Origin of the sequence: Psychrobacter sp. JB385 (assembly GCF_900163785.1) — a bacterium.
Classification (GTDB): Bacteria; Pseudomonadota; Gammaproteobacteria; order Pseudomonadales; family Moraxellaceae; genus Psychrobacter.
This window is the reverse complement of record NZ_FUKN01000010.1, coordinates 108,985-127,793: the sequence shown is the minus strand read 5'-3', so window position 1 is coordinate 127,793 and position 18,809 is coordinate 108,985. Positions and strand designations below refer to the sequence as shown.

General features: G+C 42.9%; 14 protein-coding genes. 8 read left to right on the top strand and 6 right to left on the bottom strand.

Annotation, left to right across the window (positions count from 1 at the left end):
- Positions 1-55: 55 nt before the first annotated feature.
- Complete coding sequence (locus CZ794_RS04645) at positions 56-1,546, bottom strand: aldehyde dehydrogenase family protein (protein ID WP_087040508.1); 1,491 nt, start codon at positions 1,544-1,546, stop codon at positions 56-58.
- Positions 1,547-1,961: 415 nt separating this feature from the next.
- Here CZ794_RS04645 and CZ794_RS04640 point away from each other — a divergent pair, with 415 nt between their 5' ends.
- The 7 genes from CZ794_RS04640 (at position 1,962) to CZ794_RS04610 (ending at position 10,134) form a co-directional block, all read left to right on the top strand.
- Complete coding sequence (locus CZ794_RS04640) at positions 1,962-2,564, top strand: TetR/AcrR family transcriptional regulator (protein WP_087040507.1); 603 nt, start codon at positions 1,962-1,964, stop codon at positions 2,562-2,564.
- Between the two features lie 199 nt (positions 2,565-2,763).
- Entirely contained in the window at positions 2,764-3,975 is a 1,212-nt protein-coding gene (locus tag CZ794_RS04635; RefSeq protein WP_087040506.1) for an iron-containing alcohol dehydrogenase, read from the top strand.
- Positions 3,976-4,100: 125 nt separating this feature from the next.
- Positions 4,101-5,150 carry an NADP-dependent oxidoreductase gene (locus CZ794_RS04630; protein ID WP_087040505.1) on the top strand — a complete coding sequence of 350 codons (1,050 nt, stop codon included), beginning with the start codon at positions 4,101-4,103 and terminating at the stop codon, positions 5,148-5,150.
- Positions 5,151-5,394: 244 nt separating this feature from the next.
- Positions 5,395-6,072, top strand: a complete 678-nt coding sequence (locus CZ794_RS04625; RefSeq protein ID WP_087040504.1) for a type 1 glutamine amidotransferase domain-containing protein — start codon at positions 5,395-5,397, stop codon at positions 6,070-6,072.
- 49 nt (positions 6,073-6,121) lie between these two features.
- Positions 6,122-6,751, top strand: a complete 630-nt coding sequence (locus CZ794_RS04620; protein WP_087040503.1) for a glutathione S-transferase family protein — start codon at positions 6,122-6,124, stop codon at positions 6,749-6,751.
- Positions 6,752-7,085: 334 nt separating this feature from the next.
- Entirely contained in the window at positions 7,086-8,774 is a 1,689-nt protein-coding gene (locus tag CZ794_RS04615; RefSeq protein ID WP_087040502.1) for an MFS transporter, read from the top strand.
- Positions 8,775-8,841: 67 nt separating this feature from the next.
- Positions 8,842-10,134, top strand: coding sequence for an HlyD family secretion protein (locus CZ794_RS04610; protein ID WP_143515702.1), 1,293 nt, complete (start codon positions 8,842-8,844; stop codon positions 10,132-10,134).
- Positions 10,135-10,226: 92 nt separating this feature from the next.
- Here CZ794_RS04610 and pdxH read toward each other — a convergent pair whose 3' ends face one another.
- The 5 genes from pdxH to cysS all read right to left on the bottom strand — a co-directional run bounded on the left by pdxH (position 10,227) and on the right by cysS (position 17,893).
- Positions 10,227-10,880, bottom strand: coding sequence for a pyridoxamine 5'-phosphate oxidase (pdxH, locus tag CZ794_RS04605; RefSeq protein WP_179207252.1), 654 nt, complete (start codon positions 10,878-10,880; stop codon positions 10,227-10,229).
- 43 nt (positions 10,881-10,923) lie between these two features.
- Entirely contained in the window at positions 10,924-12,294 is a 1,371-nt protein-coding gene (gene glmM / locus CZ794_RS04600; protein ID WP_087040500.1) for a phosphoglucosamine mutase, read from the bottom strand.
- A 207-nt stretch (positions 12,295-12,501) separates the two neighbouring features.
- Positions 12,502-13,974 (bottom strand): IMP dehydrogenase, encoded by a 1,473-nt coding sequence (gene guaB, locus CZ794_RS04595; RefSeq protein WP_087040499.1) that lies wholly within the window; start codon positions 13,972-13,974, stop codon positions 12,502-12,504.
- A gap of 309 nt (positions 13,975-14,283) precedes the next feature.
- The gene (locus tag CZ794_RS04590) at positions 14,284-16,284 is read right to left on the bottom strand and encodes a mechanosensitive ion channel family protein (protein ID WP_256958863.1); all 2,001 of its coding nucleotides are present in this window, start codon (positions 16,282-16,284) and stop codon (positions 14,284-14,286) included.
- Positions 16,285-16,432: 148 nt separating this feature from the next.
- Positions 16,433-17,893 carry a cysteine--tRNA ligase gene (gene cysS / locus CZ794_RS04585; protein ID WP_087040498.1) on the bottom strand — a complete coding sequence of 487 codons (1,461 nt, stop codon included), beginning with the start codon at positions 17,891-17,893 and terminating at the stop codon, positions 16,433-16,435.
- A gap of 248 nt (positions 17,894-18,141) precedes the next feature.
- Between cysS and CZ794_RS04580 the strand changes: the two genes are divergently transcribed.
- Entirely contained in the window at positions 18,142-18,777 is a 636-nt protein-coding gene (locus CZ794_RS04580; RefSeq protein ID WP_087040497.1) for a cob(I)yrinic acid a,c-diamide adenosyltransferase, read from the top strand.
- Positions 18,778-18,809: the final 32 nt, after the last annotated feature.

Genomic DNA, 18,809 nt, shown 5'->3' with positions numbered 1-18,809 from the left:
ATTAAGGCGGTCTTTTTTATATGTCTGACTTGGTGCTTAACGGAGTCAACCGTTATTAAAATGCATAATCACGGGGCTTATGCTGCATAGATATCCAATGCGTTCGAGTAAACTCTTCTAGTACCCACTCACCATTAAAACGACCAATACCTGAGTTCTTCTCGCCACCAAACGGCACATTGCTCTCATCATTCACTGAGATATCATTGATGTGAGTCATACCTGCTCTGATACCACGGGCAAAACGCAATCCCTTTCGCATGTCTGTGGTAAAAACGGCACTCGATAAGCCATACATGGAATCATTGGCTATCGACAGCGCATCTTCTTCATCTTTGGCACGGATGATACCGACCAATGGGCCAAATACTTCGTTACAAGACAAGTCCATCTCGCGCGTCACCTCTGTAAAGACATGCGGCGGTACTACTTGACCTTTAATCTCACCACTTAATAACAACGTGGCCCCTTCTTCTTGAGCTTTAGCGATCTTGTCTTTGAGGGATTTGACTTGTTTTTCATTGATAATGGGACCAACTGCTGTATCCTGTTTGCTAGGATCGCCGACACTTAGTGTTTTTACATGAGCCAAAAAGCGCTCTACAAACTCATCATGAATGTCGTCTTCTACGATAATACGGTTAATAGCAATACAGATTTGACCTTGATGCAAGAACTTACCAAAAGCGGCGGCTTTGACTGCCTGCTCAATATCGGCATCTTTTAGCACAACAAATGGACTATTGCCACCCAGCTCAAGCGCTACTTGTTTGATATAATCACCGCCACTTGCCAGCTCACCAATATGCTTACCGACTGACGTAGAGCCTGTAAATGACACAAAGCTTGGAATGTCATGCGTAACAATGGCATCACCGATTTCACTGCCCGCACCAACGACCACATTCAAAAGCCCTTTGGGCAAACCTGCTTCTTCAAATATTTTCGCCAATAACAAACCGCCTGTAATAGGTGTGTCACTTGCAGGCTTCAATACTACAGCATTACCAAGCGCCAAAGCTGGTGCGATAGAGCGCTGTGTCAAATGCAACGGAAAATTCCATGGGCTAATCACAGCCACTACGCCAAGCGGCTCACAATAAATGAAGTTTTCTTTACCCGCAATATTAGAAGGGCGAATCTCACCATGCACACGGCTTGGGAAACTGGCCGCTTCAAGCGTAATGGCGCGTGCACTACTGAACTCTACCATCGCTTTAATACGAGTGCTGCCCGATTCTTTGATGAGCCAATCGACAATCTCTTCTTGGCGCTGATCAAAAATACTGACGACTTTATACAGAACAGCAGCACGCTGAGCTGGGGTGCTTTGCGCCCACTCTTTTTGAGCCGTATTGGCTGCCTGATAAGCTTCATCAAGCTGCTTGCTGGTCGCCTGCTGGATTTCTACTAGCGTGTCACCATTATAGGGATTGGTATTGGTGTTGACACTATCGTCTTGTCCGCTTTGCCATTCACCTGCGATATATTGCAAATGAAAATCTTGATAGACAGTGGGTTTGGTACTATTGGTATCAGTTGACATAATTTATCCTAAGTATTTTATAATTGTGGTTGTCATATTGAGTAAAAATCTACTTGAATAAAAATAGTTGGCGACGAGATTTACAACACATCACGCCGGCGCCATATTATTCTTATTAATAGGTACTCAGTTATAAATGCTGCTCTAAACTTGCGGCAAATCTATAAAGGATGAGTAACATCTAGTAACGTTCTTTAAAACATATACTTGCTAGACGACTGGTCTAATGCTACCATAAACTTAATGAGAATGAGCATATTTGATCATTAAGTCTTGTTGAAAAAACGTAACTTCACAACATAACCTTTGATAAAAACAAGTGAAGCGTATTGCCCTATTTAACCTCGTTCAGCTTTTCATTGATGACACTTATCCATTCATACCACTTATTCAATCTTAGGAGCATACGACTATTATGTCTGTTAACTCGGCGAATACCCTACCAGACACCAAAACCCATTTGTTAGATATAGGCTATCAACTTATTGCTAAAAAAGGATTTACCGCTGTTGGTATCAAACAGATACTAGATACAGCGGGTATTCCTAAAGGCTCGTTTTATCATTACTTTGCTTCAAAAGAGACTTTTGGTGAAGCGATCATCAGTAATTATTTTGTTCATTATAAAGTGCGCTTAGACGCTATTGCAGACCAAGACATTAGTGCTCAGCAAAAGCTCTATAACTATTTTCAGAACTGGTATGACACCCAGCAAAACGGTTGTGACCACGGAAAATGCTTGGTGGTTAAACTCAGTGCTGAGGTAGCAGACATGTCTGAGTCTATGCGTCTTGCCCTAAATGCTGGTTATCAACAAATCATCAATTGGCTGGCTGAGCAGATCAAAGCTGGTTGGGCTGACAACTCTGTCCCTCGCTTTGATAATGTTGCGGCTGAGAGTATGGCCAAACGGTGGTACTTTGCTTGGTTAGGTGCCAGCCTAATTGCCAAAACCAGTCAGACCAACACTCCACTTGCAGAAGTTTGGCAGATGACGACCACACAAATGGGACGTTAATTCGATTGCTGTAAACCACGTGTATAGAAATATCTTCTAGCAGAAAATTTGCATTGTTAGAGAGTTTTGTAAATTTACTAGACGACCGGTCTAATTAATGTACAATAGCCGCAGATGCAATGAACGGATTGGCAAATAAGCCACCGTCATCTTCATACACTTTTTATTTAACAAATATCTAATAACATTTAGGAATTTTATGAACAACTTTCAATATTACAATCCTGTCCGTATCGTTTTTGGCGAAGGTCAAATCGCTCAATTATCAAAACTAGTGCCTACAGAAGCACGCGTGCTCATTACTTATGGTGGTGGTTCAGCGCAGCGTACTGGTACGCTAGATGAAGTAAAAGAAGCTTTGGCAGCAAGTGGGTCACGTGAAGTGTTTGAGTTTGGTGGTATCGAAGCCAATCCAGAATTCACGACACTACTAAAAGCGGCAGATATGGTGAATGAGCATAATATTGACTTTATCTTGGCAGTTGGTGGCGGATCGGTGATTGATGGTAGTAAGTTTGTCGCTTTGGTTGCGTCTTTAACTGAAGAAGACGGCACCGTTTCACGCGAGCAAGCATGGGATGCCTTAATCAGCTATTGCAAAAATCTTGACTCTGCGGTTGACTTAGGCGCGGTTCTGACCATTCCAGCAACTGGCTCTGAGATGAATTCAGGTGGTGTCATCAATTACAGTGAACGCCAAGCAAAACTACCATTTGGCAATCCACTTGCTTTCCCTAAGTTTTCAATCCTAGACCCTATCAAGACATTGACACTACCTGAGCGTCAAGTTATGAATGGTGTTGCTGATGCTTTTGTCCATGTAATGGAGCAATACTTAACATATCCAGTAAATGCTAAGGTTCAAGATGCTTTTGCTGAAAGCCTGCTTAAAATTCTTATCGCAGAAGGTTTGGTGGTCAAGCAAGAGCCAAATAACCTAGAGACTCGTAAGAACATTATGTGGACAGCCACGATGGCACTGAACGGCCTAATCGGTACAGGTGTTCCGCAAGATTGGACAACCCACATGATTGGTCACGAATTGACTTCGTTGCATAGCATCGATCATGCTCGTACCTTGACCATCGTGCTTCCATCCGTCATGCGTGAGCTTAAAGAAAGCAAAAAAGAGAAGCTGCTTCAGTATGCTCGCAATGTATGGAACATCACTGATACAGCGCAAGATGATGACACTATCATTGAGACGGCTATTGTTTATACCGAAAACTTCTTCCGCGATCTTGGTTTACCAGTTAGCTTAGAAGATGTTGATTTAACAGAAGAGGCAATTGACCCAATCGTCACACAGCTTGAAGCACATAACATGGTAAAACTGGGTGAGCATGGCAAAAATGACCTAGATGTCTCACGCCGTATTTTGCAACGTGCGGTCACTAGTAAAGCGTCGTAATCAGCAATACGATAATAATAAAAATACGTCTTTTTGATTGTATTGTAGAGTAACCACTCGGCACTGAGTGGTTACTCCTTTAACAACGAATACTAATATTTATAAATAAAAAAAGGATTATTAAAATGAGCTTTGATAAGCAACAAAACCAGAATACCAATCGTCAAATCAAACTTGCCAGCCGCCCCCAAGGTGAGCCAAAGGCTGAAAATTTTGACCTAGTGACTAGCGATATTCCCTCACCCAACGACAATGAGATGCTATTACGCACCGTTTATCTATCATTAGACCCGTATATGCGTGGGCGCATGAGCGATGCAAAAAGCTATGCCGATCCCTTGGCAGTAGGTGATGTCATCATGGGTGGAACAGTTGCCCAAGTTGTTGAATCCAATATAGATAAATTCGCTGTCGGTGATTTGGTTGTCTCAAACTCAGGCTGGCAGGATTATAGCGTTAGCAATGGCGAAGGCGTCCTAAAGCTTGATAAAGATATGGAAAACCCCTCTTATGGGCTAGGTGTATTAGGTATGCCAGGCTTTACCGGATATATGGGTTTGACTGACATTGGTAAACCACAAAAGGGTGAGACGTTGGTGGTTGCAGCCGCAACCGGTCCAGTTGGTGCGACTGTCGGGCAAGTGGGTAAACAATATGGCACACGTACGGTGGGTGTCGCTGGCGGTAAAGAGAAGTGTGACTTCGCGGTTAATGAGCTTGGTTTTGATATCTGTATCGACCACAAAGCTGAGGATTTTGCTGAGCAGTTAAAAGCCGCCTGTCCAGATGGTATCGATATCTACTACGAAAATGTCGGCGGTCACGTGTTTGATGCTGTCATGCCCCTCTTGAATGCTCATGCTCGCATCCCAGTTTGCGGTTTGGTCGCTCAGTACAATGCGACTGATTTACCTGAAGGTAAAGATCGTTTGAGTGTGTTGACAGGCCTCATCCTGAGCCGCCGCTTGACGATCAAAGGGTTTATTATTTTTGAAGAATATGGAGATCATTATCCTGAATTCTTAGAAACCATGAGCAAATGGGTAGAATCAGGTGATGTCAAAACCAAAGAGTACATTGCTGAAGGCTTAGACAATGCCCCTGATGCTTTCGTTCGCATGTTAAACGGTGACAATTTTGGTAAAACAGTGGTTAAAATTGCTGACGTCAACTAGTACTTTTAGTACTTTTTGATTAGTTAACATTAGATGAGTGATAATAACTACTTAACAACACAATTTACTCATATTGCTACTGCAAACTGATTACATTGCATTAATACTATTAATGACAAATAGACAAGCAATGACAACTCGTTCAATAACCAAGTGTTAATCATAATATCTTTATGCAGTATGACTATTAGCGCTTGGCTACTCATGAAATTTAATCAAATATCAATAATAACCAAGGATACTTATGAATATTTTAATGGTACTAACCTCACACGATCGCCTCGGCGATACTGGTAAAAAAACAGGTTTTTGGCTAGAAGAATTTGCCGCTCCTTACTATGCTTTTATTGACGCTGGTGTCAACGTAACACTAGCTTCTCCTGCAGGCGGCCAACCACCACTTGACCCTAGTAGTGATACAGCCGATGCACAGACAAAAGACACCAAACGTTTTAAAGAAGATGCAAAAGCACAGGAACATCTTGCCAACACTGAAAAACTTGCTGATATGAAAGCAGAAGATTTTGACTCTGTCTTTTATCCAGGTGGTCATGGACCATTATGGGATTTGGCCGTCGATAAAAACTCAATCAATTTGATTGAGACGTTTGTGACGCAAGACAAGCCAGTGGCTTTTGTTTGCCACTCTCCTGCGGCACTAAAAAATGTCAAAATTGATGGCGAGTATCTGGTCAAAGGCAAAACCGTTACTGGGTTTTCTAACTCAGAAGAAGAAGCCGTTAGCCTAACCGATGTCGTACCTTTTTTAGTAGAAGATGCGTTAAAAGACAATGGCGGTCACTATGAAAAAGCGGGCGATTGGGAATCATTTGTTGTCGAAGATGGCTTGCTGATTACTGGGCAAAACCCCGCCTCATCAGAAGAAACAGCCAAACGCCTAATGGCCAAATTAAAAGGTTAATCTGAGACTTTAAGGTGAATATAATCAACCACTCAAAAAGGCCACTACCATGATTCGCTTACATCATCTCAATCAATCACGCTCGCTACGCATCCTGTGGCTTCTAGAAGAGCTTGGCGTGTCTTATACGGTCATTAGTCATCAACGCGATGCTAAGACTCATTTGGCACCAGAGAGTCTAAAAGTGGTACATCCACTTGGTAAGTCTCCAGTTATTGAAATGGATGGCAAATGTTATACTGAGTCGGGGGCTATTACTGAGCTATTGATTGAACGATTTGCGCCAGAGCATTTACGTCCTTCTATAGATAGCACAGAGTATGGGACGTATTTGCAATGGATCCATTTTGCCGAAAGCTCACTTATGTTGCCGTTATTACTTGAACTATTTACCAAAAAAGCGGGTATTAACGATAACGAGTTTTTGAATGATTATATTGCCGCAGAAAAACACAAGTTGCTGAGCTATTTGAATGATGAAGTGGCTGGTAAGGCTTTTATTGTTTGCAATAAATTGAGCGGGGCTGACTTTATGTTGTCTTTTGATTTGATTATGCTTGCCAAGCGCGAGATGTTAGAAGACTACCCGTCTATAAAACAGTACGCCTTACAACTCGCTAGTCTTGACAGTTATCAGCGTACCATGCGTTTGGAAGCAAATTATGACCAGTCGATTTAATATTTTCCTTTAATACTCTCACTTAATTTTTATGACATAAGAACAGTTCTGTAAAGAGCTGTTTTTATTTTTGATTCAATCATATGTCCATTATCTATAAGTTGGCGTACGATAGTATTTGAATATAAGTTAAAAATAGCATAGCGCGTTACGTGTATATGACAAAAACTTGATAAAAGTTATGATAAAATCCTGCCCGCTATTTTTAAGTTATATTTTTGTCTTATCCGTATTGAATAGCGTCTGTCTTAATTGATACCCATCCAATAGGTACAGTTTTTGTCTGGGCGCTGCCCCATGTCATTGACTCTCTTACAAACATCGTCGTACGCTCATGAATACTGAATATCAATTTAAGCCGCATGAACAACCATTGATGGTTGGCTCTCCAGCCAATCCTGACCATCCTGCACGCCGTAAATTATTCTACCTACTTATCGGTATTTTTATTGGTCTGACTGCCAGCTTCCAGAACGGTTTATTGGTGGCGAATTTGACACAAATCCAAGGTGAAATGAATCTAACACCAGTAGAAGGTGGCTGGATATCTGTCAGTTATAACATGACCAATGCTTGTATCACCGTTTTGTTATACAAAATTCGCCAGCAATTTGGTATGTCGCTTTTTAGCAAAATCACTCTGTTTTTTCTATTAGCGGCCACAAGTTTGCAGTGGTTTGTCAACAGTCATTTTTTGGACGCGATTAATATCCAAATTGATGCTTATTATCTAGAGATTATTGCTAGAGGGTTGAGTGGAATGGTTGCTAGTGGTATGACCATCCTAGGTTTATTCTATTGTTTGCAAGGCATGCCTACGGTCAAACGCACCAGTGGCTTGATATTGGGCTTCGGTTTGGTGCAGTTTGGTATCCCGTTGTCACGAATTATTTCACCCTATCTCGCTATCGATGGTCAACTTGAAAACTTATTCTTATTTCAGTTTGGTTTGGCATTGATCTGTTTTGGGTTGATCAATATTTTAGAATTACCACCTGGTAATACCGAAAAAGTCTTTGAAAAGCTCGATTTTTTAAGCTTTGCTTTTTTTGCCAGTGGTCTTGCCGCATTGGCGGTGTTTTTGGTACAAGGCCGTATTCAATGGTGGACAACGCCTTGGCTAATCTATGCACTTATTATTGCCGCTGTTAATATTAGCATAGCACTGTGGATTGAAACGCATCGCAAAAATCCTATGTTACAAGTTCGCTGGATGCGTAGTCGCAATATCATTGCCTTTATGATTACGGGTGCTGTGATGCGTATTTTGCTGTCTGAGCAGAATGTGGGTGCCGCAGGACTACTCTCTAGTTTAGGTTATGGCAACGATCAGCTGATTACTTTTTATGCTGTCATACTATCCGCCAGTGCCTTGGCATTGATTATCAGTATTTTTAGCACTGATGCAATGGATTTACGCCGTCCCGTTATTTTTGCAGTGGCATTGATTGCTTTGGGATCTTGGATGGATACAAGCGTTTCTATTAATTCAGCACCTTATATGTTTTATCTCAGTCAGTCTTTAATTGCATTCGCAGCTATATACTTCATGGGACCGCTGGTTTTTGAAGGATTTTTACGTGCTATCGCTAGTGGGCCTGCCTATATTATCAGTTTTTCTGTGATTTTCGGAATCTCACAAACGGTTGGCGGGCTTGCAGGTGCTGCCGCTATTCAGGCCTTTACCACAATTCGTACGCAATCACATTATGCAGATATGGTTGGCTCACTGAATTTGGGCGACCCCGCTTTAATGGGACAAGTTGCAGGTGCCAGTCGGGCTTTATCAAGTCAAATAACAGATGCCACGCAAGTCAATGTAGCCGCCATGAGTCAAGTCTTGCAAGGTATACAAAAACAGGCAACTGTCGCGGCGTACAATGACTTATTCTTTTTGATGGCAAGCATTGCTACCATCACTACCATTATTCTATTGATAAATTATTTCTATTATCGCTATCATAAACGTAATCCACTGGCCAAAGAGCTGGCAGTGATTGCCAAAATGCGTGAAAACAAATGACCCAATCTATTAACTCTACAGCACTAAAAACTTGTAAGCCTATGTTTAATACAATCAGGAGAGCGTCATGAGCCAAGAAAAACCCAATGATCTGACTCAAAAAGCTCAAACGTCAGATGGCGCTCCAGCAGTGAACTCACAGACACAATCCGATGCTAGTATGGCTCAAGCTGCGACTGACTCCGCTCAGGACAACCATAAACCAACTGCAAATTCTAGCAATACGGAAGCATCTGGTGTGGATGATCCGCCAACTGATAATGAGCCGCCCATGCCGCCAAAAGAGCCTATTCCTGACTCAACTGGCTGGTCGCCCAAGAAAAAATCCTATTTAAATTTGGGATTATTGGTACTACTCATTATTATTGGGGTGACCTTGATTTTGTATGCGTGGAAATTACCTCCTTTTACACCCACCATACAGCAGACAAATAACGCCTTTGTCAAAGGTCAAACAACCATCATCAGTCCGCAAGTCTCAGGTTATGTGACTGAAGTGGCTGTACAAGATTTTGCTACGGTAAAAGAAGGTGACTTGCTCATAAAAATAGACGATCGCACCTTTCAGCAACAGCTTGATCAAGCACAGGCAGATACAGAGGTAGCACTCACCAATCGTTCTAGTAATACGCAAGATACGCAAAGCAGCCAAGCACAAATCGAAGCACGAGAAGCGGATCTGTACAGTGCCAAAATCAACGTGGAAAGCGCGCGCGAGGATGTAAATCGCTATCAAGGTTTGGATGCCATTGGTGCAGTCTCAAAAGCGGAAGTGGCTCATATCAAAGCACAACTTGCTCAAGCACAAGCAAGTGTGCAACAGGCAGAAGCCAATTTGCAAGCCGCTCGTCAAAACCGTGATAAAACCAGCGGTAGCCGTTCCTCACTGGACGCAAACATAAAAAGTGCTGAAGCTGGTGTGAAGCAAGCACAGATCAATCTAGACAACACCATTATCACAGCGCCTGAATCTGGTCAGCTTAGTCAAGTGAGTGTTAAAGAAGGACAGTATGTCAGCGCGGGTACTCAGCTAATGTATATCGTACCTGAAGGCGTATGGATTATTGCAAACTTCAAAGAAACTCAAGTGGCAAATATGGCGATAGGTGAACCTGCAACCGTTCGGGTGGATGCACTGGGTGGCACAGAATTCACTGGTCATGTCAGTAATATATCACCAGCAACTGGTAGTGAGTTTAGTGCTGGCGCTGCCAATCCTGCGACTGGCAACTACATCAAAATTGCTCAACGTATTCCTGTACGGATTGACTTAGATAAAGGTCAACCAGAACTTGCGCGCTTACGTCCTGGCATGTCAGTTTCGGTCGATATAGACACCGATCACAACGCCAAAAAGTAGCATAAAAAAAGCCATTCTAAATCCACTAATCAAGGAATTTAGAATGGCTTTTATACTATCTATCAAATACTCCTAACAACCCACCTTTAGCATTACGGCAATAAGCGTTTCGTTGTCCAAGTAGGTGTTCCCTCATTGTTATCTTGCACATAAACGAGGCGATCATGCATGCGATTCGCCCGTCCCTGCCAAAACTCAATTTTTTCAACCGTAATCTCATAACCGCCCCAAAACTCTGGCGTAGGTACGGCTAGGGTCTCTGGATAATCGGCCTGCAATTGTGCAAATTTTTCTTCCATTACCTCACGGTTAGCCACTTCGCCACTTTGTGGTTGGCTTACCCATGCTCCGACTTGACTGTCATGCGGACGCTTTTGAAAATAGGCCGCAGATTTTGTCGCATCAATTTTGGCAATTTTTCCACTAATACGAATTTGGCGCTCAAGCTCGTGCCAAAAGAACAGGGCTTCGGCATTAGGATTTTCTGCAATATCCTGCCCTTTTGCACTTTCGTAATTGGTATAAAAGATAATACCCGTTGCTGTAATCTCACGTAGCAATACAATACGCACACTGGGTTTATTATCCATGCCGCAGGTTGCCAAACTCATGGCATAGGGTTCTTGGAAGCTTTGCTCTATTGCCTCATCCATCCAAGCATGTAAGAGCTCAAACGGTGACTCTGGTATTGATGTTTGATCCAGTGTGCCTTTTTCGTATGACAGGCGTTGGTCAGTGAAGTCCATGCTCATGGTTATTCCTCGTTTTGTCTTATTCGTTCAAGGGCGGTTATTCTAATACGGATTTGATAAGATCAGCTAAGTCATTTGCCATCACATCGCATTCTATAATGTCATCCGACTCAACCATAACACGTATCATCGGCTCTGTACCTGACTGACGAATCAAGAGACGACCACGGCCTTCCAACGTAGACTGTGCTTTTTCAAAAGCAGTAACCAGCTCATCATGATCATAAGGGTCTTGCATCTTAGCCAAGCGTACATTGACCAGTTTTTGTGGCAATACTTCGAACCCTTCAATAAGATCACTCAGCGCGCGTCCTTGAGCTTGCATCACAGCCAACACCTGTAAGCCTGCGATGATGGCATCGCCTGTGCGACTCTTATCCAAGCATAGGATGTGTCCAGAAGGTTCTCCACCCAATATCCAGCCATTGGTTTCGAGCGTCTGCATGACGTAGCGATCCCCTACTTTTGCACGCATAAAGTCAATGCCAGCATCTTTGAGCGCCAGCTCTAACCCCATGTTGCTCATAAGTGTACCGACCACGCCTTTAGCTTTGGTAGCACTTTTGGTAGCCAACAGATATAAAATACCATCGCCATCAATCAGTTGACCAGTTTCATCAACCATCACGATACGGTCGCCATCGCCATCCAAGGCAATACCAACATCCGCTTCGTGATCAAGCACTGCTTGCTGAAGACCTTCTGGATGCGTAGAGCCACAGTCATCGTTGATATTAATGCCATCAGGTTCATTGTTGATTGCAATTACATTGGCACCAAGCTCACGCATGACCCTTGGCGCCACACTATAACCTGCACCATTGGCACAATCGACTACGATGGTCAAATGGCTCAAATCGTATTGGTAAGGGAAGCTGCCTTTACAAAACTCGATATAACGACCTTTTGCATCATTGATTCGGTTGTTTTTACCAAGACTGGCCGGATCAAGAATTGGCATAATGACGGCATCGCCAGCGTCTGACTGACTCATCACTGCCTTTAATTTATCATTGATAGCAGCTTGCATCTCATCGGTTAACTTTTTACCATCCGCTGAGAAAAACTTGATACCGTTATCATAATAAGGATTATGAGAGGCTGAAATAACCACGCCAGCATCCGCATTAAAGCTGCGGGTCAAATGTGCGATAGCAGGCGTCGGCAATGGACCAAGCATGTGAACATCAACACCAGCGGCGTTAAAACCTGCTTGCAGGGCACCTTCAATAACATAACCTGACAAACGAGTATCTTTACCAATGACCACACTCGGCTTACGGGCAGGATTGTCATTGTTTTCCATCAATACTTGACCCGTCACATAACCCAATTTCAAAATAAAATCAGGCGTAATCGGTAACTGACCAAATTTGCCGCGAATACCATCGGTGCCAAAGTAGCTCATTGTGTGTGTTCCCTAATTGTAAACTCAATCTAAAAGTAGAAAGCCAAACGTATATGTTGGCATTGCTATTGTTATAGTAATCCGTTAAGTATTTTACAAAAAAAACGGCCAACAATAACAAAGCATTGTTGGCCGTTTGTATATCAAAGTCACTACAATCCTGCAAAAACGCTGCTATCAATATAACACAGGATTATAAGTCGATGTTTAATTCACACGGTAGTTTGGTGCTTCTTTAGTGATTTGAACATCATGAACATGCGACTCTTTCATGCCAGCTGACGTCACCTTGATAAACTGCGGATTGGTACGCATGTCTTCGATAGTCGCAGAGCCTGTGTAGCCCATAGAAGAACGTAACCCACCCACCAACTGGTTAACAATACCAGCTACTGGTCCTTTATAAGGAACACGGCCTTCAATACCCTCTGGTACCAGCTTCTCTACGCCATCTTTGGCATCTTGGAAATAACGGTCTGATGAGCCATTTGATCCTGACATCGCACCAAGACTACCCATACCGCGGTAGGCTTTATAATAACGACCTTGGAACAATTCTACTTCACCTGGTGCTTCTTCCGTACCTGCCATCAATGAACCTACCATGATGCACGACGCACCAGCAGCAATGGCTTTTGCCATATCGCCAGAATAACGAATACCGCCATCAGCGATTAGTGGAATGCTGTCTTGCAAAGCACTGGCGACATTATCAATGGCTGATATTTGTGGCACACCAATACCAGCGATAATACGAGTGGTACAGATAGATCCTGGACCAATACCAACTTTTACAGCGTCAGCGCCTGCATCACGCAAGGCTTTGGCTGCATCACCTGTTGCAATATTACCACCGATTACTTGAACGTTTGGATAGTTTTTCTTGATCCAAGAAACTTTGTCAATCACACCTTTTGAATGACCATGCGCAGTGTCTACAACAATAATATCTACATCCGCACCAATCAGCGCTTCAACGCGTGCTTGCGTGTCTGCCCCTGTACCGACCGCTGCACCCACTCGAAGACGACCTTTCTCATCTTTACAAGCATTTGGATTGTTTTCAGCTTTTGCAAAATCATTGACGGTAATCAAACCACGTAAACGGAACTTGTCATCAATCACGATAACTTTTTCAATGCGATGCTCATGCAGCAATCTTTTGATGTTCTCGTTGCTTTCGCCTTCATGTACCGTTACCAATTGGTCTTTTGGCGTCATAATCTGACTGACTGGCATTGACAAGTTGGTTTCAAAGCGCCAGTCTCTATGAGTGACGATACCCACGACATTGTCTGTACCCTTTTCAACCACAGGTACGCCTGAGATATTATTGTCTTGAGTCAAACGTAGCAATTCACCAATGGTCATCTCTGGATGCACAGTGATTGGATCCACGACCGTACCTGCTTCAAATTTTTTAACACGGCGTACTTGAGTAGCCTGTTGCACGATATCCATGCTTTTATGTAAGATACCCATACCACCTAATTGGGCCATCGTGATGGCCATTTCAGACTCAGTCACTGTATCCATAGCCGCAGAGATTAGCGGTAGATTCAAGGTGATGTTTTTGGTCAAACGAGTAGACAGATCGGCAGTTTTTGGCAATACTTCAGAATAGGCTGGCAATAATAAAACGTCATCAAAGGTTAAGGCTTCATCGACAATTCGCAACATACAGACCCCTAGTGGTGGTTATTTTGATGGGTGGGATTTTTGCACTAAAACAATCAACAATAGACCAGCTAACTATTTCACTCGATCATTGCTATTGATTCATCAATCATAAACGTACGCAAATATAGCGTTGTCTTATTCTTGACGGCTCATTTATCCCTTAAAAATAACGCCATATTATAACAAATAAGCAGACAGAGCGCATGCTTATTTTGTAGAATCATGTCTTTATTTAATCACAAGCGCTTTATGACATTAGTCACTTCCTGTCGTAGCTAGCAACTGTGACTCGTTACTGATCATTTTTTACTACTTACTTTCACCTAACGTAAAACGCTCTGTGGGCAAGTACTGGTGTTGCTGCTCATGTAAATAGCCAAGCATCTGTTCGCGTACTTCACAAGCGAGTGTCCATGCCTCGATAGGCCCTACCCCAGACACGGCGCCACGCAGCTGAATCGTCTTTTCAGTCACCTCAACGACAAACACTTGAGGTTCAGTTTTATTATCCCAAAGCTCATTTTTTTTAGTCACGGATATGAAATGTTGGCGAATGGCCTCAATGTCTGCTCCATAATCGATATACAAAAACACAGGACAGGTTTGATGCACTTCTGTATGTGACCAGTTCTCAACCATTTCAGTAATCAACTCACGCATCGGTACGATCAATCGTCGTTCGTCCCATGTTTTTAGGACAGCATAAGTGTATCGTAAGTCTTCAACCGTACTAAAGTTACCTTTCATAATCACGCTATCACCAATTCTCACGGGCTGTGTCACTGCCACTTGCACACCTGCGATGATATTGCCTAATATAGGCTGTGCTGCGATACCGATGACCACACTGGCAATACCAGCTGAGGTCAATAAGGTTCGGCCCAAGCCTTCGATATTGGTAAACTCACTGAGTCCAATCCAAATGCTCCCTAGAATCATAAAAAAGATAAACACGCGGCGAAAGATTGATACATAGGTGCGTCGACGTCGCACTTTATCGAATTGCTCTTCTCCTAGGTTTTCAATCTGCATACTTTGGTAGCGATTGGCAAAGAAGTTAATGACACGAATACCCAACCACATGGCACTAAAGACCAAAACGATCCAAATTAATGGACGAGTGGATGAAGCGACCGCATCTAGATAAGGAAAGCCGCCTGAGACTAATGTAAAAACCAATAAAAAGCTGATGGTAAACGTCAAAGGCACCGTCAACTTACTAACCAAATCAGCAACGCCATTGCTACTGCCTACATACATGCTGTACTCTTCGGCATTGATATAGCGACTGATCAGCTTTTCTGTGCCTTTGCTCAACAGCCAGCCAAGCCCCATTGTGAGTAAGAGAAAAGTCGTGAGTGCGATAAACTCCCACAGAGCAATACCAAAAAACTTAAGTTTTAACCATTCTGGTAAATAGCGCTCAAACTCTGATGGGTGATACTGCTCATAAAGATTGTCAATATTGCCCACTGTTTGCTCAGAAAACACCCAAATAGGGGCACTGTCTTCTATCCGTACTCGTTGCAAATAAATAGGAACACGGCGTTCGCGGTAATCAATATAGCCCAGCTGAATGGAGCGCCTAACAATACCTGTTACACTACTCTCATTACCTAGTAATGGCTCCATCAAACCATCTGGTCGATCCGGCAAATCATCAAAGACATAAAGCTTTTTTTCAGATAACAAAAAATCCAGACGCTTTGCAAGTTCAATAGCACGACTGCGCTGAATTTTTTCATCAATTAAATTCATGTTAAGAGCATAAGCTGCCAAGTCATATTGCTGCTTCATCACCGCTGATTGAAAAAACTCTAAGGTTGCAAGCGGGGTTGTCAAGTTTGGCGGCACAGATAATGGCGGTAGTCCCGCATTGAGCTTATTCAGTTCATAATAGCTCTCATTGTATTCCCCCGTCAGACTAGCGTCGCCTTGCATTGTGCCTGCTTGTTCTACGGCATTTCGCTCAGTTGGGTCAAACATCTCTTCTGAAACATCAGAAAGCTTTATCTTATGACTTTTAATCGTATCAATCTTTTGCGATGCATATTCAGCTAGGGTAGCTGGCGCGCTTGTGCTGTCCTCACTACTGCTTTGTGTATCAGCATTGCTTGCTGCTTGGGCAGACGCAATTGGCACACAAATGGCGCTTATCACAATAAATAAAGAAGCCAGCAGAAACTGAAAGCCATGATAACGCCGTAATTCGTCATTCTCATGCACGTATTGAATACCGTTCAACGAACTATCGTTAACCTTGGTTTTCATATTATTGACTGCTCTAGAGCGGTCTTTGAGAGTATTCATATCTTTAAAAGCCATCAATTCATATAAGGTTTGGATGCAAAACGTGTGTTGTTTAAGTTAATAATCGGTGGATGCAGTTTACAAAAAAAGCCAGCATATAGCTGACTTAGTTTATTACTATAAATGGATATGTTTTGTAATTTTTACCTTATGCACGGCGCCATGTTGTACCTGCTCGGCTGTCTTCAAGCTCAATACCTGCTTCTTTTAATTGCTCACGTATGGCATCTGCACGCGCGAAATTTTTGTTGGTCTTGGCCTCTGCACGCTCAACAATAAGATCATCGATCATCACATCTGTTAAGCTGTTCTCAGTGGTATCACCTACTACGGCTTGCAAAAATTGCTGCACGGGTTGTTGTAAAATATTGAGCACTTGTGCCAGCGCTTTGAGCTGCTGAGCCAATTTCCAAGCTGTCTCTACGTCTTCCGCTTTAATCGCCTTATTGATATCACGTGCTAGCCCAAATAACACACTAATCGCTGTAGAGCTATTAAAATCATCATTCATGGCTTTAATAAAATCTTGTCCAGCAGTCGTACGATATGCTTCGGTAGTCAAGTCTTCATCGATTACGATTGCTTGCCCTTTTTGCTGTTCAGCCAATTTTAATGCATTATATAGTCTGCTTAGGCTATTGTGTGCTTCATCCAAAGCACTATCTGAGAAGTTCACTTGACTGCGGTAGTGGCTAGATAGTAAGAAAAACCGTACTGTTTCAGACAAATACTTGGCAACGACATCACGAATGGTAAAAAAGTTGTCCAATGACTTGGACATTTTTTCACCATCGACGTTGATAAATCCAACGTGCATCCAGTTACGAGCATACTCACACCCCGTCGCAGCTTCTGATTGAGCTATCTCGTTTTCGTGATGCGGGAACTGTAAGTCATGACCGCCGCCGTGAATATCAAAAGTATGACCTAAGCATTTGGTTGACATAGCCGAGCATTCAATATGCCAACCCGGACGCCCTTGTCCCCACGGCGATGCCCACTGCGGCTCGTCAGGTTTTGCCGCTTTCCACAATACAAAGTCGAAAGGATTGCGTTTATCATTTTCGACATCGACTCGTGCGCCTGCCTGCATATCCTCTAGATTACGCTTCGATAACTTACCGTAGTCGGCAAAACTATCGACGGCATAATAGACATCACCATTGTCACCTGCATACGCATAATTACCTGTGACAAGAGTCTCAATCATTTGTTGCATCTCATCGATATGCGCTGTCGCACGTGGTTCGAGATCAGGTCTCTCACAGCCAAGTGCAGCGGCATCTTCGTGCATCGCTTTAATGAATCGCTCGGTCAATACACCAATCTCTTCATCATTTTCAGCAGCACGAGCAATGATTTTGTCATCAATGTCCGTGATGTTGCGCACGTAATTGACGTCATAACCCAATTGCTTGAGCCAGCGAACGGCCATATCAAACCCAACCATCACCCTTGCGTGACCGATGTGACAATAATCATAAACGGTCATGCCGCACACATACATGCCAACCTTGCCTTCAACAAGCGGTTTGAATGACTGCTTGCGCCCAGTGAGTGAGTCGTAGATTGCAAGCTGAGACATAGCGTCTGCAAGTGGTGTGGTCATAGTAAAAAAGCCTTTTTATTTATTAAAAGTATAGAGAATAAAATAACAATATAAGTAAAATATGACAGGTCAACGCTATGAGTAAAACGTAGAATCAATAAACATAGAGGATAATACAAGTATTCTAGTATTAAAAAATGCGGGTCATATAAAACTTAACCCATTATCTTAGCGAAAACAGCCATAAAATACTACAATGAGCGCGCAACTAATATTATTCGATTCTAAAAACAACCAAGGGCATCAACATGGGCAATCGCTTAAGTAAAATATATACACGCACGGGAGATGATGGTAGTACGGGCATGGCAGATGGTAGCCGCGTTAGTAAAGCGGATCATTTATTCAATGTCATGGGTGATGTCGATGAGCTCAACTCACACATTGGCCTTGTGCGTGCACACTTGGCTCAACCAGCCAACAATCAGATATCAAATCAGCCACTACTTGCCCATGTGTTGCCACAACAAGCAGCAGACTTTGAGCAAGCATTAGTCATCATCCAGCATCTATTATTCAATATAGGCGGTGAGCTTGCCATGCCAGAATACGAAGGCATCAATGCCACTCATATTGACTGGTTAGAGCAGCAAATTGATGCCATGAATACAAGCTTACCCCCACTAAAAGATTTTATTTTGCCAACGGGTTCGGTCTTGGTCAGTCAATTGCATATCGCACGCTGTGTTTGTCGCCGTGCTGAGCGTCAAGCGGTTTCATTACAGCAGCAACGTCCAGAGGCGATTCGTCCTACCGCAGTGAGCCTTATCAACCGCTTATCTGATTGGTTGTTTGTCGCTGCGCGCTTTTGTACAGATCCTAAGCAAGTGTCTGAAGTACTGTGGGACAGTCAAGTATTACAAGTATTTGCTAAAGACCAATAATGATATAAAAAAATCCCGCAATATAAGTTTTG

Excerpts from the sequence above, each read along its gene's own strand:
- CZ794_RS04645 (WP_087040508.1), bottom strand. The coding sequence starts at position 1,546 with ATGTCAACTGATACCAATAGTACCAAACCCACTGTCTATCAAGATTTT.
- CZ794_RS04640 (WP_087040507.1), top strand. The coding sequence starts at position 1,962 with ATGTCTGTTAACTCGGCGAATACCCTACCAGACACCAAAACCCATTTG.
- CZ794_RS04635 (WP_087040506.1), top strand. The coding sequence starts at position 2,764 with ATGAACAACTTTCAATATTACAATCCTGTCCGTATCGTTTTTGGCGAA.
- CZ794_RS04630 (WP_087040505.1), top strand. The coding sequence starts at position 4,101 with ATGAGCTTTGATAAGCAACAAAACCAGAATACCAATCGTCAAATCAAA.
- CZ794_RS04625 (WP_087040504.1), top strand. The coding sequence starts at position 5,395 with ATGAATATTTTAATGGTACTAACCTCACACGATCGCCTCGGCGATACT.
- CZ794_RS04620 (WP_087040503.1), top strand. The coding sequence starts at position 6,122 with ATGATTCGCTTACATCATCTCAATCAATCACGCTCGCTACGCATCCTG.
- CZ794_RS04615 (WP_087040502.1), top strand. The coding sequence starts at position 7,086 with ATGAATACTGAATATCAATTTAAGCCGCATGAACAACCATTGATGGTT.
- CZ794_RS04610 (WP_143515702.1), top strand. The coding sequence starts at position 8,842 with ATGAGCCAAGAAAAACCCAATGATCTGACTCAAAAAGCTCAAACGTCA.
- pdxH (WP_179207252.1), bottom strand. The coding sequence starts at position 10,880 with ATGGACTTCACTGACCAACGCCTGTCATACGAAAAAGGCACACTGGAT.
- glmM (WP_087040500.1), bottom strand. The coding sequence starts at position 12,294 with ATGAGCTACTTTGGCACCGATGGTATTCGCGGCAAATTTGGTCAGTTA.
- guaB (WP_087040499.1), bottom strand. The coding sequence starts at position 13,974 with ATGTTGCGAATTGTCGATGAAGCCTTAACCTTTGATGACGTTTTATTA.
- CZ794_RS04590 (WP_256958863.1), bottom strand. The coding sequence starts at position 16,284 with ATGAATACTCTCAAAGACCGCTCTAGAGCAGTCAATAATATGAAAACC.
- cysS (WP_087040498.1), bottom strand. The coding sequence starts at position 17,893 with ATGACCACACCACTTGCAGACGCTATGTCTCAGCTTGCAATCTACGAC.
- CZ794_RS04580 (WP_087040497.1), top strand. The coding sequence starts at position 18,142 with ATGGGCAATCGCTTAAGTAAAATATATACACGCACGGGAGATGATGGT.